At 40.2% G+C, this 24932-nt stretch carries 23 protein-coding genes and 1 rRNA gene; 21 read left to right on the forward strand and 3 right to left on the reverse strand.

Annotated features, from left to right (window positions below; translation table 11 throughout):
* Positions 1-152: 152 nt before the first annotated feature.
* The 7 genes from rrf (at position 153) to AC1ECF_RS04060 (ending at position 6295) form a co-directional block, all read left to right on the forward strand.
* Positions 153-268 (forward strand): 5S ribosomal RNA (gene rrf / locus AC1ECF_RS04030).
* Between the two features lie 866 nt (positions 269-1134).
* Complete coding sequence (locus AC1ECF_RS04035) at positions 1135-1542, forward strand: hypothetical protein (RefSeq protein ID WP_480388117.1); 408 nt, start codon at positions 1135-1137, stop codon at positions 1540-1542.
* Positions 1543-1664: 122 nt separating this feature from the next.
* Complete coding sequence (locus tag AC1ECF_RS04040; RefSeq protein ID WP_480388118.1) at positions 1665-2183, forward strand: hypothetical protein; 519 nt, start codon at positions 1665-1667, stop codon at positions 2181-2183.
* 144 nt (positions 2184-2327) lie between these two features.
* Positions 2328-2552 (forward strand): PF20097 family protein, encoded by a 225-nt coding sequence (locus AC1ECF_RS04045; RefSeq protein ID WP_480388119.1) that lies wholly within the window; start codon positions 2328-2330, stop codon positions 2550-2552.
* Positions 2553-2648: 96 nt separating this feature from the next.
* Positions 2649-3191 (forward strand): nucleoside/nucleotide kinase family protein, encoded by a 543-nt coding sequence (locus AC1ECF_RS04050; RefSeq protein ID WP_480388120.1) that lies wholly within the window; start codon positions 2649-2651, stop codon positions 3189-3191.
* A gap of 82 nt (positions 3192-3273) precedes the next feature.
* Entirely contained in the window at positions 3274-4194 is a 921-nt protein-coding gene (locus AC1ECF_RS04055; RefSeq protein WP_480388121.1) for an alpha/beta fold hydrolase, read from the forward strand.
* 940 nt (positions 4195-5134) lie between these two features.
* Positions 5135-6295: an MFS transporter gene (locus AC1ECF_RS04060; protein ID WP_480388122.1), complete on the forward strand. Its 1161-nt coding sequence runs from the start codon at positions 5135-5137 to the stop codon at positions 6293-6295.
* Positions 6296-6471: 176 nt separating this feature from the next.
* On the opposite strand, the gene AC1ECF_RS04065 is transcribed toward AC1ECF_RS04060, so the two are convergent.
* Together AC1ECF_RS04065 and AC1ECF_RS04070 are read right to left on the reverse strand one after the other, a co-directional pair.
* Positions 6472-7005, reverse strand: coding sequence for an SF0329 family protein (locus tag AC1ECF_RS04065; RefSeq protein WP_480388123.1), 534 nt, complete (start codon positions 7003-7005; stop codon positions 6472-6474).
* Between the two features lie 271 nt (positions 7006-7276).
* Positions 7277-7753, reverse strand: coding sequence for an NUDIX domain-containing protein (locus tag AC1ECF_RS04070; RefSeq protein WP_480388124.1), 477 nt, complete (start codon positions 7751-7753; stop codon positions 7277-7279).
* A 117-nt stretch (positions 7754-7870) separates the two neighbouring features.
* Between AC1ECF_RS04070 and AC1ECF_RS04075 the strand changes: the two genes are divergently transcribed.
* The 14 genes from AC1ECF_RS04075 to AC1ECF_RS04140 all read left to right on the forward strand — a co-directional run bounded on the left by AC1ECF_RS04075 (position 7871) and on the right by AC1ECF_RS04140 (position 24397).
* Positions 7871-8902 carry an aldo/keto reductase gene (locus AC1ECF_RS04075; RefSeq protein WP_480388125.1) on the forward strand — a complete coding sequence of 344 codons (1032 nt, stop codon included), beginning with the start codon at positions 7871-7873 and terminating at the stop codon, positions 8900-8902.
* Between the two features lie 141 nt (positions 8903-9043).
* The gene (gene lspA, locus AC1ECF_RS04080) at positions 9044-9529 is read left to right on the forward strand and encodes a signal peptidase II (RefSeq protein WP_480388126.1); all 486 of its coding nucleotides are present in this window, start codon (positions 9044-9046) and stop codon (positions 9527-9529) included.
* A complete protein-coding gene (locus tag AC1ECF_RS04085; RefSeq protein ID WP_480388127.1) occupies positions 9529-10455 on the forward strand; it encodes an RluA family pseudouridine synthase in 927 nt (308 codons plus the stop codon). The genes lspA and AC1ECF_RS04085 overlap by 1 nt, the downstream gene beginning before the upstream one ends.
* A 198-nt stretch (positions 10456-10653) precedes the next feature.
* The gene (gene pyrR, locus AC1ECF_RS04090; protein ID WP_480388128.1) at positions 10654-11190 is read left to right on the forward strand and encodes a bifunctional pyr operon transcriptional regulator/uracil phosphoribosyltransferase PyrR; all 537 of its coding nucleotides are present in this window, start codon (positions 10654-10656) and stop codon (positions 11188-11190) included.
* Between the two features lie 23 nt (positions 11191-11213).
* Entirely contained in the window at positions 11214-12521 is a 1308-nt protein-coding gene (locus AC1ECF_RS04095) for a solute carrier family 23 protein (RefSeq protein ID WP_480388129.1), read from the forward strand.
* A gap of 415 nt (positions 12522-12936) precedes the next feature.
* On the forward strand, positions 12937-13797 hold the full coding sequence (locus AC1ECF_RS04100) for an aspartate carbamoyltransferase catalytic subunit (RefSeq protein ID WP_480388413.1): 861 nt from the start codon (positions 12937-12939) through the stop codon (positions 13795-13797).
* A 1-nt stretch (position 13798) separates the two neighbouring features.
* A complete protein-coding gene (locus AC1ECF_RS04105; RefSeq protein ID WP_480388130.1) occupies positions 13799-15079 on the forward strand; it encodes a dihydroorotase in 1281 nt (426 codons plus the stop codon).
* Positions 15076-16176, forward strand: coding sequence for a carbamoyl phosphate synthase small subunit (locus AC1ECF_RS04110; protein WP_480388131.1), 1101 nt, complete (start codon positions 15076-15078; stop codon positions 16174-16176). The genes AC1ECF_RS04105 and AC1ECF_RS04110 overlap by 4 nt, the downstream gene beginning before the upstream one ends.
* On the forward strand, positions 16169-19366 hold the full coding sequence (gene carB, locus AC1ECF_RS04115) for a carbamoyl-phosphate synthase large subunit (RefSeq protein WP_480388132.1): 3198 nt from the start codon (positions 16169-16171) through the stop codon (positions 19364-19366). Before AC1ECF_RS04110 ends, carB begins: the two co-directional genes overlap by 8 nt.
* Positions 19363-20139 (forward strand): dihydroorotate dehydrogenase electron transfer subunit, encoded by a 777-nt coding sequence (locus tag AC1ECF_RS04120; RefSeq protein ID WP_480388133.1) that lies wholly within the window; start codon positions 19363-19365, stop codon positions 20137-20139. The genes carB and AC1ECF_RS04120 overlap by 4 nt, the downstream gene beginning before the upstream one ends.
* Positions 20136-21050, forward strand: coding sequence for a dihydroorotate dehydrogenase (locus AC1ECF_RS04125; protein WP_480388134.1), 915 nt, complete (start codon positions 20136-20138; stop codon positions 21048-21050). The genes AC1ECF_RS04120 and AC1ECF_RS04125 overlap by 4 nt, the downstream gene beginning before the upstream one ends.
* Positions 21047-21757 (forward strand): orotidine-5'-phosphate decarboxylase, encoded by a 711-nt coding sequence (gene pyrF / locus AC1ECF_RS04130; RefSeq protein WP_480388135.1) that lies wholly within the window; start codon positions 21047-21049, stop codon positions 21755-21757. Before AC1ECF_RS04125 ends, pyrF begins: the two co-directional genes overlap by 4 nt.
* The gene (gene pyrE / locus AC1ECF_RS04135) at positions 21754-22386 is read left to right on the forward strand and encodes an orotate phosphoribosyltransferase (protein WP_480388136.1); all 633 of its coding nucleotides are present in this window, start codon (positions 21754-21756) and stop codon (positions 22384-22386) included. Before pyrF ends, pyrE begins: the two co-directional genes overlap by 4 nt.
* Positions 22387-22951: 565 nt before the next feature.
* Entirely contained in the window at positions 22952-24397 is a 1446-nt protein-coding gene (locus AC1ECF_RS04140; protein ID WP_480388137.1) for an S-layer homology domain-containing protein, read from the forward strand.
* Positions 24398-24664: 267 nt separating this feature from the next.
* Here the strand turns inward: AC1ECF_RS04140 and AC1ECF_RS04145 are convergent, their stop codons facing one another.
* Complete coding sequence (locus AC1ECF_RS04145; RefSeq protein ID WP_480388138.1) at positions 24665-24922, reverse strand: hypothetical protein; 258 nt, start codon at positions 24920-24922, stop codon at positions 24665-24667.
* Positions 24923-24932: the final 10 nt, after the last annotated feature.

Genomic DNA, 24932 nt, shown 5'->3' on the forward strand with positions numbered 1-24932 from the left:
GTTCGGGGTGGAAGCATGGCGACATGTGCAGCTGACGAATACTAATCGATCGAGGACTTAACCAATTTGTTTGTTTCTGATGTCCTTTATCCAGTTTTGAGTGAACAACTCATTGAGGGTTTCAATGCGCCTCGTATTGAAAGCCGAAGCAGTCTAGTGATGATGGCGAAGAGGTCACACCCGTTCCCATACCGAACACGGAAGTTAAGCTCTTCAGCGCCGATGGTAGTTGGGGGTCTCCCCCTGTGAGAGTAGGACGTCGCTAGGCAACAGAAAGGCCTTCACCGAGTAAATCGGTGAAGGCCTTTTTTATTGACAGGCAGGCAACCTTCGTGAAGGACCATCTATCAGACAATGGATTTACTCTCGTTCGTACCAGACCTTCAATAGAAGTGCCCCGAAGCCTTTTCTAGTTTAATCCTCATTCTTAGTAAATAAACCTTCCAGTGGTTCCCAAGGATGTACTGTATCCTCAAACTTTTCTTCCGATACAGGAGGGGCGTTTTTGGCAATTTCTTTTGCTTCTTGTATCTCTCAACCTCTACAATAACCAACCCCCAAGTGTGGTCCATGATTTATTCCCAATGTGGTTTCCGATTTAACCATGCTTTTCCTCCCTATTTCGCATTCACTATGCCTTTCTCACCATCTCTATAGTTTAATTATAATGCAAATTTAATTTACAAATAAGTATTATAATTCTGTAAAATTACGAATCATTAAATGGATGTTTATGTTAAAATAGGTGTAGATTTCGTGATTACATAAAGAGTACGTGATATCTTTTGTCTATAGAGATCTACCTATATTTTGGATAATAGACATTCAAGTTATGGCTACCCCACATATTCCTTCTTTGATAAAGGTACCAATTAATAAGTACCATCATTTTTTAAAATTATGGATATTAAATTTAAAATATTATTTAAGAGGTAATGAAGAGGCGAAAAATAATATTGTAAAACTAGCAAAACGAACACTAAACAGAGAAGTTGAAAATAAAGATATTCCTTAACTAATGTCCCAGATATTACATGAAATAAAAGTAAATATAGAGCCAGAATTACATAATTTTATTGAGAAATGTGAAGCTGAGTTATTTAAAAGCAGGTAAATATAAAAAGGACGAAAGTTATGAATAAATTAGTAGTGTGGGTGTGTTTATCATTCATTTTAGTTGGTTGTAACGTTGAGCATAAAGATAAAGAAAATATGAGAATACAAGATTATCTTATTACTCTTGAAGACGAATCCAACTCAAACGTAACTGAGTTAAGTTACTCTTTCACCATAGGCCAGATAGGCAAGAATGAAGTGTTGGAAGAAGATATTGAAGTAGTAGCTAGCAATTGGCTAGATCAAAGAAAGATTAATAGTGAATTAACTGAGTTTACTAAGGAAGATGGCAATATTTATATAAAAGGCTTTATAACATTTGATACTGTCGGATATAGTAAGCAAGAACTTGCTGTATATGAACCATTAATAATAGGCGTGAATGTTAATATGAATGAAGAGTTAGTTTTATTAGAAATTAACTAAAACGGCAGGCTAGTTCAGTAAAATGTTAACTTGGAATTGCTTGAAGTAGTAATATGACGAGTTATTCTACTAGTATTTCATCGAATTTTTTAAAGTCATAAATGAGAAATGAGAGTGAAAAATTGAAAACTCGACCAAAAATGTGGGTTGTTATTATATTTACTATAATGCTTCTTGCTGCATGTCAACAAGGAACAGAAGAACCCGAAATTAGAATAACCCATTCTTCTGAACAATTACCCACTATTTCATTTGGAGATCTGTATAACGAAGAAAAGGAAGAAATTGTAGAGAGAGTCAGGGATTATATGGTAGGTAAAAAATTTAGTGAGTTACCCTCCATTAGTCATAGTGAAATCATACAAATTGAATCTATAAACTTTGAATCTGATGAATTTGAGGTTTATGACTACATTTTAGATGAGAATGGATACATTATTTCCGAGTACGATATCGCCCCAGTCGTCCCAAGAGTTGGAGAAAATGGAATCGTTGAATTACAATTCGAGCAAACTCATGATTTTGGGAGATATACGGATTATGCAATAGACGGAAACCTTATACATTGTTTGTTAATTAGAACGAAAATTAATAACAGTAATTTTGCATTCGCTACACTTGTGTTAAAAGATAGTAACTAATTGTCTACGAATGAATTTTCATATGCATGCTACTCAAATAACGGGTACGGAGTAGGTTAGCGGAAGAAGGATTTATGGGATGGTTAAGAGAATACATAACAATGATGTTATTATATAGAAAGTGTACAGTAAGGAGGGATGCTTTTGAATGAATGTCCTAACTGCGGCAGTGAAATGAAAAAAGGGTATATACAGAGTGGTACTAGACTTGCTTGGGTACCAAAAGTATCTAAGTTGAGTATTGAACCCAGGTTGAATAAAGAATCAGTTCTATTATCGAATCAAAGTCGCTTTTCAATTAATTATGTAGATGCTTATCTATGTGAGGGTTGTAAAAAAGTCCTTATAGATTATTCCAATGAAGAATAGAATTTATGAACTAGACTGCTTTAAGAGTGGTCTTTTTTCATATGTTGCTTAAGGAGCAGGTTAGCGGACGAAGAAATTCGAAACTTGGAGGATTTTATGAAAAAGAAATTTCCGTTTGTGATTTCAATTGCTGCTGTCTCGGGTGGGGGCAAAACTACAATAACCTCTTACCTAAAAGGGCAGTTGCAAAATAGTAAAACAATATCTTTTGATGATTATGATTTTGATGGTCCTGATAACATTATAGAATGGATTGATAATGGATGTAATCCTGATGAATGGGACTTATCGCCACTAATTAGAGATATAAAGAAGTTAGTTAATGAACCATTGGATTACATAATTTTAGATTTTCCATTTGCTTATTTACATACTAACACAAGAGAATTTATTGATTTTGCAGTGTTTATTGATACTCCATTGGATATTGCAATGGCACGGAGAATAATGCGAGATTTTAAAAATAGTTCTGCCGAGGATATAAAGCTGGATCTAGAAAACTACATTCTTAGAGGAAGGCGGGGGTATCTGGATATGTTAAATACGACAAAACCGAACTCTGACCTCATTGTAGATGGGACCCTATCTAAATCTGAGATTGCAAGTTTTATCGTCCGAAATATAGCGACAATAGAGTAATTCTAAGGTAAAAGTAAATTAACCAGGTAAAAGGAACGTTGATTTCAACAGGACTAATATATCAATAATTAATATGCAAAGGGTGATTAATATTAATGAATTCTTAACAATTAATCATAATAAAATGGAAATTCTTCGAAAAGGAAGAAATGGTACACCAATAATTATCCTTACAGGGATGGGTTGCTCATTTGATGAGTGGTACGATGTGATAGACCCATTAAGTAAATCAAATCGAGTAATAATGTTTAATAGACCTGGACTTGGTAATAGTGAAATTCGGAATGAAGTCCGTAATACACAGGCGGTCGTAAACGAAATAAATGAGTTGATGCTTTTACTTGAAATATTTGAACCCGTATTATTAGTTGGCCATTCCTATGGTGGTTTATGTGCCCAGCATTTTGTGAAAGAGCATCCTAAAAAGGTGGCGGGAATAGTTTTAGTAGATTCAACTTCTGTTGATTTAAAGGTCTTAGACGAGTTGGATACACCAGTGTTGAATGAAGGTTCAACCGATGAGATTTGGATGGAAAAATGTGCTTCTTATTCTCTTATGAATCAGGAAGAATTAAGAGAAATCATTAATCCTACTCTTTCAATAAAACAAAAACAACTCCCTTTTGATGTACAACAACGATTAATAAAATTCCAGATAAATCCTTTGCTATACAAAGCAATGCATTCTGAAATTAGCAATTGGAAGGTGGACGCAGATACCATAAAGAACTTAGGTGAATTTCCTAATGTACCTTTAATGGTAATTGGGCGAGATAAAGAACATAATATTAGGTTGGGAATTGAGGATGGTTTACCAGAGTCGGAGTTAAGGTTATTTGAAGAAAAGTGGCAAGAACTAATTATGAACCAAGTTAATCTTTCTCAAAATAGTAAATTGATATTAGCACAAGAGGCAAGTCATTCAATACATATTGATAGACCAGATATTATTATTGAATCAATAAGTTGGATGATCAAAGAAAATAATTCCTTCTTCAGCTAACAGGGGCTTTGAATCAAGATCATGGGTAGCTTAGACGACTTTTTTCTTAAGGGGATATTGGGGGGGATCAATGAAGATGGTTGCGATTAGGTTTTATGTTCTTGCTTTTCTACTTTACTTCATGAGTTTTCTTGGGGGCTTCTCAATAGGATTATATATATTATTACCTACGATTTTTGTATTGTTAATTGGAATAGCAGTGAATCTTGGATTATATAAAAAACAGAAATATTATGTAGTTCCATTAATCACATCAATCGTGATATGCGGTATAACGTATCCTTTATGGTATTACTTGGTTCATAATGTGGATGACGCTTATATCTTCTTTCCTTTTATCTTTTTCGTATAATACATGAAACAGTATGAAGGTTGAGCATACCGTGGAGGGTCTAGAAGATTTACACTCTTACTTAAAAATGGAGATGGTGATTAAATGTTAGTTAAGGGGTATAAAGTCAGTTTGCCTAAAGCTTATTGGGTATTATTAATTCCTATATCATTAGGGATAAGTTATTATAATATTTTTTTTGATTGGCAACTGCAATATTACGGATTAAACGAAGTCGAAGATTTTGGCATATATGTATTTGTCTTAGTTCTAAGTATTTGCCGAAGTTTTATTTACATTTTACTAATTAGGCTTGGAATGTCTTTATTAAAATATTTATTTAGAAACCAAGAGGGGAATGCTTCGTCATAATGGATTTTTCTATTGGGTGAAGTAACCTCATTCAGCTGACGGGGTGCTTTACTTCAAGAAGGAGTAAAGCTTTTTTTCTAATCGAACATATTCTATTTTTCTTTATAGAATACCGGATTAGGCATTTAGTATATAACGGTTAATCCAAGAGAAATTAATGCCTTTTTATATTGAATTACTTATGGAAGTAACGACTCTAAAAAATATACATATAATAATTGCAAATTGGGGGGTGTAATGGATTTGCAAGGGAGAGCCAGTTTGATTGTTGGTTGGATAACCTTGTTTCTAATGGGTACAGATTTATTTGTAGTATCTCCGTTACTACCTTTCATTTCGGAAGCTTATAGTGTTAGTTCAGCGATGACAGGATGGATGGTAACTGTTTTTGCTATAACCTATGCTATTGCAACACCTTTCTTTGGTTGGGCTTCAGATAAAAATGGAAGAGGAGTTTTTATTACCTTTGGGTTAATGTTATTTTCCTTCTCTAATATCTTAACTGCTTTTTCTCCTTCTTTTACTTGGTTAATTATTAGTCGTATTTTAGCTGGCTTGGCGGTTGCTGCCATCACTCCTGTGATTTATGCAATTATCGGGGATATTGCACCATCTAATCGAAGAGGAACTTGGCTTTCTATTGTGATTTCAGGACATTTAACAGCTCTTTGGGCAGGAGCACCAATCGGTACGTTACTAGAGAATTTTCTTGGATGGCGTTCAGTTTTTGTTGTAATGGCTGTTATAGGAACTTTATTGGTGGTAGTGAATTATAAAACATGGAAATGTGTTCCTAAGAATGATTTAACAAGGAATCTATTAGAAGGAAATTTGCTGAGAATCCTCGGTTCGGTAAGTGTTACCACCTTTTGGGCAATTTCGATGTATACTCTTTATGTTTACTTAGGTGCGGCTCTTTATTCCGAAAATAGATTCATATCATCAGAAATCGCATTAGCTGTTACTTTTTATGGGATTGGTGCTGTTTTAGGAAGTCTTATAAGTGGACAATTCACAGACAGGTTTGGGGAAAAGAAATTTTCTAAAGCTACGTTAGTTTTATTAACCCTTATACTCGTTTGTTTAGGAATCTTCTTCTCAACTGGGGGTTGGATTTATTTCATTTTGTTCATATGGGCTTTGGTTGGGTATGCAGGATTTACATCCTATCAAGCACGATTAACAGTTGAATATCCCAAAGAACGGGGAATGGTTATGGCGTGGAATAATACGGCTCTATATATTGGCATTACCATCGGTTCAATCATTGGTGGTTATGTGATATCTAATTGGGGTTATCCTTTCCTACCATATGTTTGTAGCATTTCAGCATTTATTTGTTTTGTCCTTAGTAACCAAAAGGTCCCAGAAACAAAAAAGAGAAAAATGATAATGTGAAAAATTGTACTTTAACGAACGGGTACTTTACTTCAAGAAGGGAAACTCATAAGAAGGTTACACACTTACTAAATTCAAAGTCCTTTCTCCCTGAAGAATATGTTTTCAACAAGGTTCTTCAAGATAGTTTAGGTGTGTTTCCTGATAAGTATGCTATTTCATTATGACATGGTTTCTCAAATGCAGCTTCTTACATTTTCTGCTTCACAGCGCAGTTTAAAAAAGTCTTGGACTAACGGATGTTCACTTGCAATTGTGTCGTTCATTTTCATTAATGTTCGTTTCCCAATACGACGATCCAACAGGCATAATATTTTCATTAAACTATCGGATGAGCGTAAACAATCTTCTATAGACGTGTTGAAATATTTTTCTAAAGTAGAAAAGAAATCATATTGTGCATAGATGGCTTCGTTCTTAAGTATTTGATGTGCCTTATCTTGAATGGCACGGTTATTAGATACATCATCAAAATTAAAGTCGTCTAATTCTTTTCTTATAGCTCTACCTCTGTAATATTCTTCTCTCTCCACAGTGATTGTGCACATATTTAACTTTTCTACTTTGTCCACAGTAATGATAGCTCTACCTAGCTGGTCGTGTGCACGTCTATAATTAATGACATGAAAGTCCACTCTTGAACGTAAGGATTCGCAAGTGAAGCTTTTTAATTGTTTTTTAGCTTTGCTCCATTTTGGACTATATAACAAATAAATACCTCCCAAGGTCAACTTATATGAAGGATAATCAAACACATTTTCAAACGATTTATCATGAAAATGGAATAGTTTGAAACAATTTAATCGTAAGAATTAACGTGGACAGAGTACCTGCGGACATTAAGGTAATAATTCTTCTATTGTCCTGGTCCTTCGAAGACTTTCCGAGTTCCTGAGACACTGTGCTCCATATAACGATAGAAGCGATTGACACTATCAAGATTAACATCATATGACGACCTTTCCACAAGCATTTTTCCTTTTAGCGAACCTTCATTGCATCCTCTATAATCTCTAGTATTAATTCGTGATCATCTACTACTTGAATCACTTCCGATGGCTCTACCCATATGCGTGTCTTTGCCTCAAATTCTCTAAGGAAAGGTAGGCACTCTGTAATGTCCACTCGGTAAAATGCCTGATAGGCAACCTTTGGATATTTACCATTGTAAGTTGGGTTTTCTTCATGGCTCACTTCAATACAGCCTAAGTAAGTAGCTGTCCCTCGTACATACGCTTCTTCGTAAATTTCTCTGTGTAATGTTTCTTCTGGTGTCTCGTTATTTTCTAGATGACCACCAGGAGAATTAAAGCCCCTGCCTTCAATATGACTTAACAGGATTTTACCGTCCAATACACAAATACCGTGCACACTTGTAACAATTCTATCTTCTGTCAGAACCAATTCAGGCTTCCAAGTAAGTCTGACTGTATTTTCTCCCCATTTCACATACACCATGCCGTTCCCTCCGTCTCTATAGGTTAATTATACCATGGGCTTTATTTGCATATAAGTCTTATAATTCTATAAATTACAAGCTAAGATAGCATTTATAAAAGAAAAGGGGTGCATGGTTTGATTAGTGGGTCAGCGAATGTAGCGCAAACTGTTCGATATCTTCAACAACATTATGTGGAAATGAAGAGGCTGCCGATGTTTTGTACGTCTCCTATAGCTATTGGAACGCATCTTGGGGAAATGAATGACGAGGATTCAAGGCTATATAAAGAGGCATTAACATACGGATTACGAAATGGGATAAATTTTGTGGATACTGCCTTAAATTATCGTGGAAAGAGATCGGAAAGAGATATTGGGCAGGTTTTGAAAAAAATAATCGTAGAAGATCAAGTGTTGAAAAGGGAAGAGATTATTCTATCTACCAAGGCAGGCCTAATACCAGGTGATATTGACGCCAAATTGGTGCCTACCGAGTATTTAAAGCAAGTCCTTCTAAAGGAAAAGATCATCCAGGAGAAGGATATTCACGTAATGGGTACCAGTAAGCATGTGTTGGAGCCAAGCTATTTTCAATTTGCCATAGAGGAGAGTAGAAGGAATGTGCATGTAGAAACGCTAGATATCTATTACCTTCATAATCCGGAAATTTCGTTGGAGGTAATTGGGGAGACAAAGTTCTATCAAAAGTTAGAGAAGCTGTTTCAATTTTTCGAGGAGCAGGTGGAGAAGGAAAAGATTAGATACTATGGGTTGGCAACGTGGCATGGATTTTTGCGAAATCCTCAGGATGCAGGTTATCTCTCGTTAGAGAAAGTGGTTCAAACGGCGGAACTAGTGGCAGGGGAGCAGCACCATTTTAGGTTCATTCAGTTTCCCTTTAATTTTTCGATGCAAGAGGGAAAATCGCTGTTCAATCAAACAGTTAGTGCACAGAAATGCTCTTTATTAAAAGCAGCTGAAATGCTTCAAATTCATGTGACAACGAGTGCACCCTTCAACTTAGGGAAAGCCTTTGATGATGGAATGGATGCGCGGCAAACATTAAGAAGCATACTTGAAAATAAAAAAGTAAGTGCGGTCATGGTTGGAATGAAACGAAAAGAGCATGTAAGAGAGAACATGGAGGCAATAAGAAGGGGCGAATAAATTCTCCTATGATACTTTTTTACGAACTTCCCCTATGTATGGTAAACTAGAATAGATTGTTAAATTTGAGTCTTGTTAGAGCGCTCTGACTTATATAAAGCAAAATTATAGACAATGTGAACAATTATCGGGGGAATTACTGTGTGGAAATTTTATGGGCTTGCAGCGTTTGTCATTCTACTGGACCAATGGACGAAATGGCTGGTAGTAAAAAACATGGAGCTAGGAGAACGGATTATTCTGTGGGATCCTTATTTTGCGCTCCTCTCACATAGAAATCGTGGAGCAGCGTGGGGAATATTACAGGGGCAAATGGCATTGTTTGCTGTTATCACCGTTGTGGTGGTTGCTGCGATTATTTATTATTTCCATAAGGAAGCAAAGGGTAAACCTTTCTTTCAAACAGGGTTGATGCTTATCTTAGGCGGAGCTATAGGGAATTTTATTGACCGCATGTGGAGAGGCGAGGTAGTGGATTTTGCAGATGTATTAATCCCTATCATCAACTATGATTTCCCGATTTTTAATATTGCAGATGCTGCATTAACTTTTGGGGTAATATTTATTATCTTGTTCATCCTAAAAGAGGAACGTATTGAACGAGCAGAAAAGAAAAAGGTGAAATAATGGAAGAACAAACGTATGTAATAGAAAAGGAATTAGAAAAAGAAAGAATTGATAAGGCAATCGCGTCCTTCGAAACAGATTGGTCTCGTACGCAGATTCAAAACTTCATTAAAGAAGGCCATGTTCTGGTGAATAATGAGCCTGCCAAGTCTAATTATAAGGTAAAGGAGGGAGACGTGATTGTTGTATCTCCTCCAGAGTCCGTGCCATTAGATATCGTAGCTGAAAACTTGAACCTGGAGATTATCTATGAGGACGAGGACGTTGTCGTAGTTTACAAGCCAAGAGGAATGGTTGTGCACCCTGCTCCTGGTCATACTTCTGGGACATTAGTAAATGGGTTGATGTATCAAATTAAAGACCTATCTGGTATTAATGGCGTTATGCGCCCTGGTATTGTGCATCGTATCGATAAAGACACGTCTGGTTTATTGATGGTCGCAAAAAACGATGTGGCTCATGTATCGTTAGTGGATCAACTGGTGAAAAAGACCGTAACTCGTAAGTATACTGCTCTTGTTCATGGACACATTGCTCATGATAAGGGAACGATTGATGCGCCAATCGGCCGTGACAAAAAGGATCGTCAAAGTATGGGTGTTGTAGATAATGGCAAGCATGCAGTCACTCATTTTAGAGTGCTGGAGCGCTTCCAAAAGTACACGCTTGTGGAATGTCAGCTAGAGACTGGTAGAACCCATCAAATTCGTGTGCACATGAAGTATATTGGATTCCCGCTTGCTGGAGATCCAAAGTATGGTCCGAAGAAAACAATAGATTTCAATGGACAAGTGCTACATGCTGGAGTGCTTGGTTTTATTCAGCCAAGAACAGGTGAATATCTAGAGTTTTCATATCCGCTGCCGGAAGATTTTCAACATTTATTGGATGATTTACGAAAAACGTCATTGCATAATGAGGATTAATCCTTTATACTGTTAAAAAAGTAAATAGCTTCACCTTTAATAACAGTCCAGAGAGGCTGAGAAGGTACAATGTGAACGTGACTCACTATCAATCTGCGGATTTATAGGAATCACTCTAATTTCTTGCGCACATACAACCTCTTGGGCTTCTCTAGCTCAAGAGGTTTTTTATTTACACGAAAAGGAGGTCAGGTTCACATGGAAGAAAAGGCAAGCATATTAGATGAGCAATCCATAAGTAGGGCACTAACAAGGATTGCGCATGAAATAATCGAGCGAAACAAAGGAATTGAAGATTGTATCCTTGTTGGAATCAAAACGAGGGGTGCTTTCCTAGCAAAGAGGCTTGCGGAAAGAATCGAGCGAATTGAAGGCAAGGCCATTAAAACAGGGGAGCTCGATATTACCTTATATCGAGATGATCTTTCTCTGAAAAATGGCTCGGAGCCGTTAGTGCAGCAGGTAGATATCACGCATGATGTGACAGATAAAAAAGTCGTGCTGGTGGATGATGTGTTATACACCGGTAGAACGGTGAGGGCAGCAATGGATGCAGTGATGGATCTAGGAAGACCTGCACAAATTCAGCTTGCGGTTCTAATAGATAGAGGGCATCGCGAGCTACCAATACGAGCAGATTATGTTGGGAAAAACATTCCAACCTCTAGTAATGAAAGAATCGTCGTAAAGGTAGTAGAAGCAGATCAGCAGGATGCTGTCACAATTTACGAATAAACAAATGAAGGTAGGGACTCCCCATGTCAAATGCGATTTTAGATGTTCATGAAAAACCATCAAAAGGACAATTAATCACCCTGAGCTTTCAGCATATGTTTGCAATGTTCGGATCCACTATTCTGGTTCCGCAGTTAGTAGGGTTAAGCCCGGCAATTGCGCTATTAACAAGTGGGATAGCAACGATTATTTTTCTACTAATCACCAAGTTTCAAGTCCCAGCTTATTTAGGCTCGTCCTTTGCGTTTATTACTCCAATCATTTATGTAGCTGGTATAGATCAAGCGGGGATGTCTGTAAATCCCGGAAATGCCATGATTGGTGCCATGATGGTCGGATTGGTGTATGGGATTGTGTCACTGGTTATATGGAAAAGTGGCTACAACTGGATTATGAAGCTACTACCAGCTATCGTGGTTGGCCCAGTAATCATGGTAATCGGGCTAGGCCTTGCTGGAGTAGCAGTGGATATGGCGATGAACATTCCAGTAGGAGATGCAGGAGAAAAGGCGTATAGCTTCCTTCATTTCTCAGCAGCGTTAGTTACCTTGTTCACAGCGATTATCTGCACCATCTACTTTAAAAATATTATTAGTACAATGCCTATTTTAATAGGGTTGGTAGTTGGATATATTTACTCTATCATCATTGGAATCGTAAACTTTGACCCAATCAAGGAAACTGGCTGGTTTGCAATGCCAGACTTCTTGATTCCAGGTATAGACTATGAGTTTCAGATAACTTCTACTATATTACTAGCAATGGTGCCGGTGGTTATTGTGACAATTTCAGAGCATATCGGACATCAGCTTGTTCTTGGAAAAGTAGTAGAAAAAGATTATATAAAAGAGCCTGGTTTACATAGATCTCTATTAGGAGATGGGCTTGGAACATTTGTAAGTGCCCTGATCGGTGGTCCGCCGAAAACGACCTACGGCGAAAACATCGGTGTGCTAGCAATTACTCGAGTGTACAGTGTCTATGTCATTCTTGGTGCAGCGGTTGTAGCGATTCTCCTATCATTCATGGGAAAAGTGATGGCAGTCATCACGACGATTCCAACAGCGGTTCTAGGTGGGGTTTCCATCCTGCTATTCGGAATTATCGCTTCTAGCGGATTGCGTATGCTGGTGGATGCAAAAGTAGACTTTGGAGATAGCCGTAATATGGTCATCGCTTCGGTTATCTTGGTAATCGGAATTGGCGGAGCGAAATTTGTAGTTAATGAAGCATTCAGTATCGAAGGAATGGCATTAGCTGCAATCATTGGTGTGATTTTAAATCTAATACTTCCTGGTAGAAAAAAAGAGCTGCCGGAGGAAATAAACTAAATAGCGTAACCTTTTAACAGTAGAACAGAGAGTCTGCGAAGGGTTTAAGAATAGGTAAAGAGTGTGCACGGGGAGCTACTCTACTTTGCCTATGCTTTCACGAACCTTCTCGACGACTCTCGAGGAGGTTTTTTTATAGCCTCTTTTTGCAAAAAGCTCCCCATTTGCTTGTCGGGGCAGACATAGGCGCTTACGCATTTCAATATGTCCAGCTTCAGCGCCTTGCCCCTCGAGGGCCAACAGGATGTTGGTCAGGAAAACGTTGTCACACGAGGTGACGTTCTTAGTTTTCCTTCCGTGTTAAAGCTCCCCATTTGCTTGTCGGGGCAGAGCAGGCGCTTGCGCATTTCAATAATGAGAGGTGGATTTTGTGGTGAATCTAGTTTCTGGAAGGCGTTTAACGGATCTTGTTTCGATGAAGGAATTGTCTGTGGAGCAGATGATGGATATTTTAAAGCAGGCACAGGCTTTTGAGGACGGTACATCTTCTTCACTAACAAGGAAATATCATGTGGCGAATTTATTTTTTGAGCCAAGTACAAGGACGAAGATGAGCTTTGAGATGGCGGAGAGAAGACTAGGTTTAGAGGTTGTACCATTTGATGCAGGTTTCTCCAGCACGCTGAAGGGTGAAACGCTATACGACACGGTGAAGGTTTTGGAGTCCATCGGCTTAGATGCTTTGGTTATTAGACACGAACAAAACGAGTTTTTTAAGGAACTCGTAGGGAAGGTTCGTCTGCCCATTATTAACGGAGGAGACGGAACTGGAAATCATCCCACTCAAAGTCTACTAGATATCTATACAATTTGGCAGGAGTATGGAACACTGCAGGATAAAGTAATCACGATTGTTGGAGATATTGCCCATAGCAGAGTGGCGAGGTCAAATGCAGATGCGCTAACAAGGCTAGGCGCCAAGGTACAATTTGTTTGCCCACCAGAATGGCAGGCGGAATTTAACGCAATTCATGATTTAGATAAAGTAATAGAAAGCACAGATGTCCTCATGCTTTTACGAGTACAGCATGAAAGACATGACGGAATCACGAGCTTTTCGAAAGAAATCTATCACGAAAATTATGGATTAACGGTAGATAGAGAGAAAAGAATGAAGGAGGGCGCAATCATCATGCACCCAGCACCTTTTAATAGAGGGGTAGAAATTGCAAGTGAGCTGGTGGAATGTGAACGCTCCAGAATCTTTAAGCAAATGAAAAACGGCGTATTTATTCGCATGGCAGTACTCGAAATGATAATGAAAGGGAGAGAATAACATGACAAAAATTATCCGTAATATCCAGCTACTAAACGATAAGGGAGAGCTAGAGTCTTCCAGTCTAGCAATCCAAAATGGCAAGATAGCTGGGATCGGGAAAGATATCCAGCTAGAGAATGCAAAGGAAATCGCCGGTAAAGGAATGTTATTATCTCCAGGGTTCATTGATGTGCACGTCCATTTACGGGAGCCGGGTGGCGAGCATAAGGAAACGATTGAAACAGGTACGAAGGCTGCTGCTAGAGGCGGCTATACAACAATCTGTGCAATGCCAAATACTAGACCAGTACCAGATACACCCGAGAACTTTCAAAAAGTATTGGACTTAGTGGAAAAGAATGCACTAGTACGAGTGCTACCGTACGGGTCTATCACGATTCGCCAGGCTGGAAAAGAAAGAACAGACATCGCAGCGTTGAAGGAGTTAGGAGTTTTTGCTTTAACAGACGATGGGGTAGGGGTTCAACAGGCTGGTACGATGTTAGAGGCAATGGAGGAAGCGGCAAGATTACAAATCCCAATTGTTGCACACTGTGAAGACAATACGTTGATCTATGGTGGTGTGATGCATAAAGGGAAGCGAAATGAAGAGCTAGGACTAAAGGGAATTCCTTCTGTTTCAGAATCAGTACATATAGCAAGAGATATCCTTCTTGCTGAAGCAGCGGGCGCTCACTATCACGTATGCCATGTGAGTACGAAGGAATCGGTAAGAGTTATAAGAGACGCAAAAAAAGCAGGGATCCATGTAACAGCAGAGGTTAGTCCGCATCATCTTTTATTATGTGAGGACGACATTCCTTCGAATGATGCGAATTGGAAGATGAATCCTCCACTTCGGGCAAGAGAGGATATGCTTGCTCTTCGAGAGGGACTGCTAGACGGGACAATAGATTTTATTGCCACCGACCATGCACCACATACAGAGGAGGAAAAAGCGAACGCATTTGAAAAGGCTCCGTTTGGAATTGTCGGACTAGAGACAGCATTTCCACTTTTGTATACAAATTTTGTGCAAACTGGGGAGTGGACATTGAAGCAGCTGATCGATTACATGACGAAAAAGCCAGCAGATGTATTTGGTTTTCCGTATGGTCGATTAGAGGTAGGGGCACCGGCAGATTTAGTCTTAATAGATTTGAATAAAAAACAGGCAATTGATAAGGAAACTTTCTTATCAAAAGGGAAGAACACACCGTTCCATGAGTGGGACTGTACAGGTTGGCCACAGGTAACAATCTATAACGGAGAAATCGTATGGCAGGAGGAGCAGATATGAAAACAAGATACTTAATTTTAGAGGATGGTACGGTATTTAAAGGGAATGCATTTGGAAGTGAAGAGGGGACAATGGGAGAGGTTATCTTCACGACAGCAATGACTGGTTATCAGGAATCTATTTCGGATCCATCTAACTGTAGCCAAATCCTTACGTTTACTTATCCGATGGTAGGTAACTATGGGATAAACCCTGATGACTTTGAAGCAATCGATATCGGCTTGGCTGGAGTGGTAGTGAGAGAGCTGGCAGAGACACCATCGAATTTCCGAAAAGAAAGCACATTACACGAGTTTCTTGCGCTGAAAAATATTCCTGGTATTGAAGGAATTGATACTCGTAAGCTGACACGCATCATTCGTAAGCATGGCTCTTTAAAGGGTTTATTAACAAAAGCAGAAGAAGAGGTAAACGTGGAAGAAACAGTAGCATATCTAAAAGCAGCAGAGATTCCAAGAAATGTCGTACAGCAGGTTTCTATCACAAGACCGTATCCAAGTCCAGGACGTGGTAAACGTGTCGTGCTAGTAGACTTCGGCATGAAGCATGGTATTTTACGAGAATTAAACAAGCGTGACTGTGACGTGATTGTCGTTCCTTATAACACATCCTCCAAGGAAATCTTAGCAATGCGCCCAGATGGTGTGATGCTGTCAAACGGACCTGGAGATCCAACAGATATCCCGGAAGCAATCCAAATGGTCAGAGAAATAATCGGAGATGTCCCAATTTTCGGAGTTTGCCTAGGTCACCAGCTGATTTCCTTAGCAAGTGGTGCAACGTCCTTCAAGCTGAAATTTGGACATCGTGGCGGAAATCATCCGGTGAAAGATTTAACAACTGGTAGAACAGAGCTGACCTCTCAAAACCATGGCTACGCAATTGATGCGGATTCTATCGCTAACACAGATTTAGAAATTACACATATTGCACTGAATGATGGAACGGTAGAGGGAGTTCGACATAAGAAGCACCCGGTTTTCTGTGTACAATTCCACCCAGAGGGCTCTTGTGGTCCAGAGGATTCCACGCATTTATTTGACCAATTTATCGAGCTAATGAATAAAGCAAGCAAAAAGGAGACTGCACATGCCTAAACGTACAGATATTGAAACTATTTTAGTTATCGGATCCGGTCCAATTGTCATCGGTCAAGCGGCAGAATTTGACTATGCGGGGACGCAAGCATGTATCTCTTTAAAGGAAGAGGGCTATCGAGTAATCCTTGTAAACTCAAATCCGGCGACAATCATGACAGATACAGAGATTGCTGACAAAGTATACATCGAGCCAATCACCCTGCAATTTGTGAGCAAAATTATTCGTAAGGAGCGTCCAGATGCTATCCTTCCAACACTAGGCGGGCAAACAGGATTGAACATGGCTATCCAGCTGCATGAATCAGGCATTCTAGACGAGCTGGGAATCGAGATTCTTGGGACGAAGCTAGATGCAATCCATCAAGCGGAGGATCGTGACCTGTTTCGTACGTTGATGAACGAATTAAATGAGCCAGTACCTGAAAGTGAAATCATCCACAACCTAGACGAGGCAAAAGCATTTGTCGAGGTGGTCGGCTATCCAGTAATTGTCCGCCCTGCGTTCACACTTGGTGGAACAGGCGGAGGAATCTGCTACAACGATGCTGACTTACAGGAAATCGTGACTAGCGGCTTGAAATACAGCCCTGTAACACAATGTCTGCTAGAAAAATCGATCGCAGGCTTTAAGGAAATCGAATATGAGGTAATGCGTGACTCAGCGGATAACGCCATCGTCGTTTGTAACATGGAAAACGTGGACCCAGTGGGGATTCATACAGGGGACTCTATCGTAGTGGCTCCGACACAAACATTATCGGACCGTGAAAACCAAATGCTAAGAAATGTTTCCCTAAAAATCATTCGTGCGCTAAAGATTGAGGGTGGCTGTAACGTACAGCTGGCACTTGATCCACATAGCTTCCAATATTACATCATCGAGGTTAATCCTCGAGTAAGCCGCTCTTCAGCACTCGCTTCCAAAGCAACAGGCTATCCGATTGCGAAGCTTGCAGCGAAGATTGCGGTTGGTCTGACGCTAGATGAAATGATGAACCCGGTAACAGGAAAAACATATGCTTGCTTCGAGCCGGCACTAGATTACATCGTAGCAAAAATTCCAAGATGGCCGTTTGATAAATTCGAATCAGCGAAACGTAATCTAGGAACGCAAATGAAAGCAACTGGTGAGGTTATGTCACTAGGACGTACCTTTGAGGAAGCAATTCTAAAATCGGTTCGTTCACTAGAAACAGGGCATTTCCACCTAGAAATGAAAAACAGTGAGGACATCTCAGATGAGTGGATGAAAAAGCGTATCCGCCGAGCAGGAGATGAGCGTTTATTCTTCATCGGAGAAGCCCTAAGACGTGGGGTAACCATTGAACAAATTCATGAATGGAGCCAAATCGATTTATTCTTCTTAAATAAATTACAAAATATCGTTCAGTACGAAAAAGTAATTCAAGAAAATCCGTTTGATCAAGAAGTGTTATATAAAGCAAAACGTATGGGATTTGCAGACAAAACAATCGCAAAGTATTGGAACGTAAAAGAAATTGAAGTATATAACTTCCGTAAAGAGCATGGCATTATTCCAGTTTACAAAATGGTAGACACTTGTGCGGGTGAGTTCGAATCAGAAACTCCTTACTTCTACGGCACATACGAGGAAGAAAATGAGTCCATTAAAACCGATAAGCCTAGCGTGATTGTACTCGGTTCTGGTCCGATCCGAATCGGTCAAGGGGTAGAGTTCGACTATGCAACCGTACATTCTGTCTGGGCAATAAAAGAAGCAGGCTATGAGGCAATCATTATCAACAACAACCCGGAAACAGTGTCTACGGACTTCTCGATTTCTGACAAGCTCTACTTCGAGCCACTGACAGTGGAAGACGTGATGCACATCGTAGACTTGGAGCAGCCGATGGGCGTGGTTGTCCAATTCGGTGGGCAAACAGCAATCAACTTGGCAGAGGCGCTAGAGGAAAGAGGCGTAAAAATCCTTGGAACGACACTGGAGGATATAGACAGAGCAGAAAACCGTAACAAGTTTGAAGCTGCTTTGCATGAAATCGGTATCCCTCAGCCACTTGGAAAAACGGCTATATCGGTAGAGGAAGCGGTAGAGATTGCAAACGAGATTGGCTATCCGGTGCTTGTTCGTCCGTCCTACGTGCTAGGAGGTCGTGCAATGCAAATCGTCTACAACGAGGATGAAATTAAACATTATATGGAGCATGCGGTAGACGCTAGTCCCGAGCACCCGGTTTTAGTTGACCGCTACTTAACGGGAACTGAAGTAGAAGTGGATGCCATCTGTGACGGGGACCATGTTTTGATTCCAGGAATCATGGAGCATATCGAGCGTGCAGGGGTTCACTCTGGTGACTCCATCGCCGTATACCCACCGCAAAAGCTTTCTCAGGAGCATATTGACACGCTAGTAGACTATACGACGAGACTGGCAAAGGGCCTAAATATCGTCGGACTTATGAACATCCAATATGTGATTTCAAACGATGAAGTATTCGTAATTGAGGTAAACCCTCGCTCTAGTCGTACCGTTCCATTCCTAAGTAAAATCACATCCATCCCAATGGCAAATATTGCAACGAAGGCAATCCTAGGTCAGTCCATTGTGGAGCAGGGATATAAGCCAGGTCTAGCACCAAACAGCCCAGGCGTATACGTGAAGGTTCCTGTGTTCAGCTTTGCGAAGCTGCGCCGAGTGGACATCACATTAGGACCAGAGATGAAATCCACTGGAGAGGTAATGGGCAAGGACATTACATTAGAAAAAGCATTATACAAAGGCTTAGTAGCAGCTGGCATGGAAATAAAAGACCACGGCTCTGTCCTAATGACGATTTCTGATAAAGATAAGGAAGAGGCAATTGCCATTGCGAAGCGTTTCAACGATGTCGGCTTCCGCATTATTGCGACAAAAGGAACAGCGGAGGCAATCGAGAAAACAGGCATCCCAGTAGATGTAGTTGATAAAATCGGTGGTCGAGGCGCGACCTTATTAGATGTCATCCAAAAAGGAAAAGCACAGTTTGTCATCAACACATTGACGAAGGGGATGCAGCCTGAGCGTGACGGCTTCCGTATTCGAAGAGAGTCTGTAGAGAATGGAATACCATGCCTAACTTCTCTAGACACTGCCGAGGCAATGTTGCGTGTAATCGAATCGATGACATTTTCTACAGATACAATGAAGAAGCAGGAGGTTCTCGTATGATCAGACAAGAAAAAATGGTTGTTGTAAGTCAAGAGCGGCTTGCAACAAACATTTATGAGCTAACCGTAAAGGGGCAGCTGGTGCAGGAAATGAAGGAGCCAGGTCAATTTGTCCATATACGAGTGTCTGATCAGATGGAGCCTTTATTACGAAGACCAATTAGTATTTGTTCGATTGACCGCACCGCTTCTACCTTTACGATGATTTACCGAGCGGAAGGACGAGGCACTACACTACTAGCAGAAAAGAAGGAGGGCGACCAGGTGGATGTGCTTGGTCCTCTCGGAAATGGCTTTCCAGTGGATAAGGTGGAAGCTGGTGAAAAGGTATTGCTAGTGGGAGGCGGCATAGGGGTTCCTCCTCTATATGAGCTATCAAAGAGATTAGTAGAAAAAGGAGCTAAGCCGATGCATGTGCTTGGCTTCCAATCAAAGGATATCGTGTTTTATGAGGAGAAATTTAGTGGCCTTGGAGAAACCCATATCGTAACAGCAGATGGCAGCTACGGGCATAAAGGTTTTGTTACAAACGTGATAGCAGAGCTTACAGATAACTTTACGAAGTATTTTAGCTGCGGACCAACACCAATGCTAGCAGCCCTTGAGCAAATGCTTCCAGAGAAGGAAGGCTATCTATCGTTTGAAGAGCGCATGGGCTGTGGCATCGGGGCATGCTTTGCTTGTGTCTGCAAGACGACAGAGGAAGTAGAGGCAGATTACGTGAAGGTTTGCTCAGATGGGCCAGTTTTCAAGTCAGGAGTTGTGCAACTATGAGTAGATTAACCGTTGAATTACCAGGACTAAGTTTAAAAAATCCAATCATGCCTGCTTCCGGCTGCTTCGGGTTCGGCAAGGAATTCGCTAAGCTTTATGACCTTTCGCAGCTAGGAGCCATTATGATCAAGGCAACCACACTAGAAACTAGGCTCGGAAACCCGACTCCACGAGTAGCAGAAACGCCAGCTGGGATGTTAAATGCAATCGGACTTCAAAATCCAGGCTTAGAAAAAGTAATGAGCAACGAATTACCTTGGCTAGAGCAGTATGATGTGCCAATCATCGCAAACGTTGCTGGGACACTGACAGAGGATTATGTGGCAGTAGCGGAGGAAATCTCCAAAGCGCCAAACGTGCATGCGTTGGAATTAAACATTTCTTGTCCAAACGTAAAGCTTGGAGGTATTACATTCGGTACCGATCCAGTATTGGCAGAGGAGCTAACAAGAGCAGTGAAGGCAGTATCTTCCGTGCCGGTTTATGTGAAGCTTTCCCCGAATGTCACAAATGTCGTGGAAATTGCCAAGGCAGTTGAAGCTGGAGGAGCAGATGGCATTACGATGATTAACACACTTTTAGGAATGCGATTGGATACAAAGACTGGCCGACCTGTTATCGCGAATGTTACTGGTGGACTATCAGGGCCAGCGATTAAGCCGGTTGCACTTCGCATGGTATATGATGTGGCAAAGCAAACGACTCTCCCAATCATCGGGATGGGCGGTATTTCTACGATTGATGATGTCATCGACTTTTTATCAGCTGGAGCAAGCGCGGTTGCAGTAGGTACGGCAAACTTTGTGGATCCTTTTGTTTGCCCAACCTTAATTGAACAATTACCTGCAAAGCTAGATGAGCTTGGCATAGAGTCAGTAGCAGAATTAGTAGGAAGGAGCCATCGACTATGAAATCTACCCCAATCATTGCTTTAGACTTCGCAACAGCGGAGGAGGTTTATCAGTTCCTTACTCCCTTTCAAGAGCCTTTATTTGTGAAGGTTGGAATGGAGCTCTATTTGCAGGAAGGCCCGTCAATTGTATATGCGTTAAAGGAAAAAGGACATGACATTTTCCTAGATTTGAAGCTACACGATATTCCAAACACCGTCGAACAGGCAATGAAGGGACTTGCAAGACTTGGCGTCGACCTGATCAATGTGCATGCGGCTGGTGGAGAAACGATGATGGCAAGAGCAAGAGAAGGCTTAGAGGCAGGAACGCCAGTAGGCAAAGTGCGACCGGCTATTATTGGTGTAACGCAGCTAACCTCGACTTCTGAAAAGCAGATGCATCAGGAACAGCTGATTCAGACGAGTCTATTGGATTCCGTTCTTCATTATGCGAAGCTTTCCCAAAAGGCTGGAATGGACGGCGTGGTTTGCTCTGTACTAGAAGCGCAGGCAATTGCTGAGAGCTGTGGGCCAAGCTTTTTACGTGTGACGCCTGGCATCCGCTTAGAGGCAGGAAACACGCACGACCAAGCGCGAGTAGCTACACCAGCAACGGCTAAAGCATTTGGCTCCACTCATATCGTAGTTGGGCGTGCAATCACACAAGCAGCTGATCCAGTAGCGAGCTACCAAACAATCTTGAACATGTGGGAGGAATCCAAATGACACTAGAAAAGAAAATAGCGGCTGCACTGCTGGACGTAGGAGCAGTAGAATTAAAGCCGAATGATTTGTTTACTTGGGCATCAGGGATAAAGTCGCCGATCTATTGTGATAACCGTATCACGATGTCCTCTCCGGTAATACGCAAGGAAATTGCAAAGGGATTAGCCGAGGCGATTCAAGCAAACTTTCCACATGTAGAGGCGGTAGCCGGTACCGCAACAGCTGGAATCCCCCATGCTGCGTGGGTTAGTGATGTGATAGATGTACCAATGATGTATGTACGCTCAAAGGCGAAGGAGCACGGCAGAGGCAATCAAATCGAAGGCAAGGTAGTACCAGGTCAAAAGGTTGTAGTCATCGAGGATTTAATTTCCACAGGAGGCAGCAGCCTAGTGGCAGTAGAGGCCTTGAAGCAGGCAGGTCTTCAAGTATTGGGCGTTGTATCAATTTTTACATATGGATTAGTGAAAGCAGTGAAGGCCTTCAACGAAGCAGGAATTAGTTATGTGAGCTTAACGAATTTCAACGCGCTCACGGAGGTGGCGCGTGAAAAGGGCTCTATTTCGGAAGATGATCTGCCTATGCTGCTGAAATGGCATGAGGATTTGAAGAATGGATTGTTGAAATAAAAAATGGGCGTACTCCTTTGAGGAGTGCGCCTTTATTTTTGGATAAATAATTTAGTGTTATAGTAGCCTTTCTGGAATAAGTGAGGGCTCCGTGTATGGATGCTTTCATCTAGATATTGGTATTCTAACCTTGGTTGTTCTAGTCCCACCACTCTTTTTGATTCTACTGCTAACCTTTTGGTTACTAACTCCCCGTTTTGCATAAAGGTTACTTCATAATCTTTAATATATAAGCGCTTATCGCTATATTCCGTAATATGATTAGAGACTTCTCGAGAGTTGGTGACCTTCTATTAACTGTTTTACCTCACTACTTGTCATAGAAATTCCTCCTCTTTGATGTAAACTAGTGGAATATAAAAACAAAAATGGTGAAATTAGTTATAAATCAAAGGGAGGGAAAAGAAGGCAATTGGCGGAAAATCAGTGCACTATGCAGATTTTACAACGTTAGTGACAAAATGTTGCCAAATGACATTTTGGAAAGGTTCAACTAAAATATTATATACTTACTAGATGTGTTAAAATAATACAATAAGGGATTACAAAATAAGGGAGACTTAACATGAAAAAAATTCTTACGTTCATTAGTGGGCTTGCACTGGCTTGTAGCTTGCCTTTAGGCGTTGCAGCAAATACAAAACAATTTTCAGACGTATCAACACAATACTTTGCCGAAGCGGTTTATGATTTAGCGGATCGTAATATTATTGGCGGTTATCCAGATGGGACGTTTAAGCCTGGAAACACGATAACACGTGGACAGGCTGCAACAATTATTGTAAAAATGCTTAAGCTTGATACATCCAATGTAAAAAATCCAGGCTTTAAAGATGTCACAATAAACAACGGCTACTATAAGGCGATTGCGACACTTGCACAAAAAGGCATTATTTCCGGCTACAGTGATGGGCGTTACGGACCAAATGATCCGATAAAACGTGGACAAATGGCTTCCATTCTTGTGAAAGCATTTGATTTGCCACGCTTTTCAAATGTTAACAATCCATTTGAAGACGTTGAGATTTACTCTAACTTCCCGACACATGGAGAAAATATTTTAGTTTTATATAAGCTTGGTATTGTCGGCGGGACATCAAAGGACAAATTTAGCCCAAATGCTTATGTGACAAGAGGACAAGCAGTAACAATGCTCCAAAAAACAGAGCAAGCAAAAATACCGATGACAGTGTTAACGGCGAGTGATTTCGAATTAGATGATATTTCATGGATTACAACTAACGAAATGAATAAAGATGGTGTCTATGAAGGGATTCTCGTAGAAGGGAAAGCCCAATCCAAGCTTTATCCAGAAAATACAATTCAACTGGTTCCATTAAAAGAAGGAACAGCTACGCTCATTGTTCGTGGCAAAAAGGCGAGTAAAGAAGTAAACAACAAATATTATGTACACGTGAAAGAAGAAAATGGTGAACTTAAGCCAACTTTAGAGAAAACAGATGATTATTTATCAACAAAGGTCGATCTATCGTTATATGAGTTAGCAAATAAGACCGTAAATAACATAACTCTTTCTACAATGAATGGAGAAAAATTATCGGACAATGTAACCTTTGAAAAAAATATGTATAACGACGTTTCGATTATGATTGATGAACCTGGTCAATATATCGCAACGCTCGAGCTTGCAGACGGACAACACATCCGCTACGCAATTGAGGCAAAACCCAATCCTTATAGCTTTTTCTATAGAATTGAAACACTAAAAGAGCAGCTTTCGGATAAGTATACAGAAGAATATGCTAACATCGGAAAACACAAAATTATCACAGAAAACTACGAGCAAATCGCAAGCATTTCACGAGATTCTGGCACAAATACCTTCCATGCTGAGATCACAGGTCAAAAAGAAGGTTCGATTACCATAGAATATGAGCATGACATTTATATGGAAGGTATCGTTCAAACTGGTCTACGTGTGGAAGTTAAAAAAATTGGAGTTATTTGGAATGTAGAGATTAGGTTTGACGGGTACTCTACGGATATTTGATTTAAATAAGTTCCTTAAACAACAGATAAAACGTGAAAATTTTAGATTGTGAAGCAGATGAATAAAACCGCCTATATGGCTGAATAACGTGTTTATTTCAGAGGTGAAAACATTGTAAAAAAACATAGGAAAACGCACGTGAATTCACATAGTAATTCACAGTGCGTTTTTACTGTTTAACAACATTCTTGAAAGTTCCCCGTTAAGTAGTTTGCTTTCTTCAATTAATCTGCCCCGTTGGTGAAAACATTTACAATAGTTCAATTTCTAGTGAAAGAATTTTTTATATAAATATATAATTATTCCACATATACAAGCTATCCCTACTAATGAAAAGACAAAGAAAAAAGGGGAAATAACCATACCGAATGCTACCTCATTTTGAAGATAGTCTACATTCTCCCGTTCGCTTGATATGTCTGGCTTATAAAATGTTGTTTTTATATAACCTATTCCAACCATGCCAACTAAATAAATTAAATGAATTATTACAGAGGCTATAAATGCTTTCATCACTAATTTCATATATACCTCC

The sequence above is a fragment of the Psychrobacillus sp. Z3-81 genome (genome assembly GCF_056620325.1).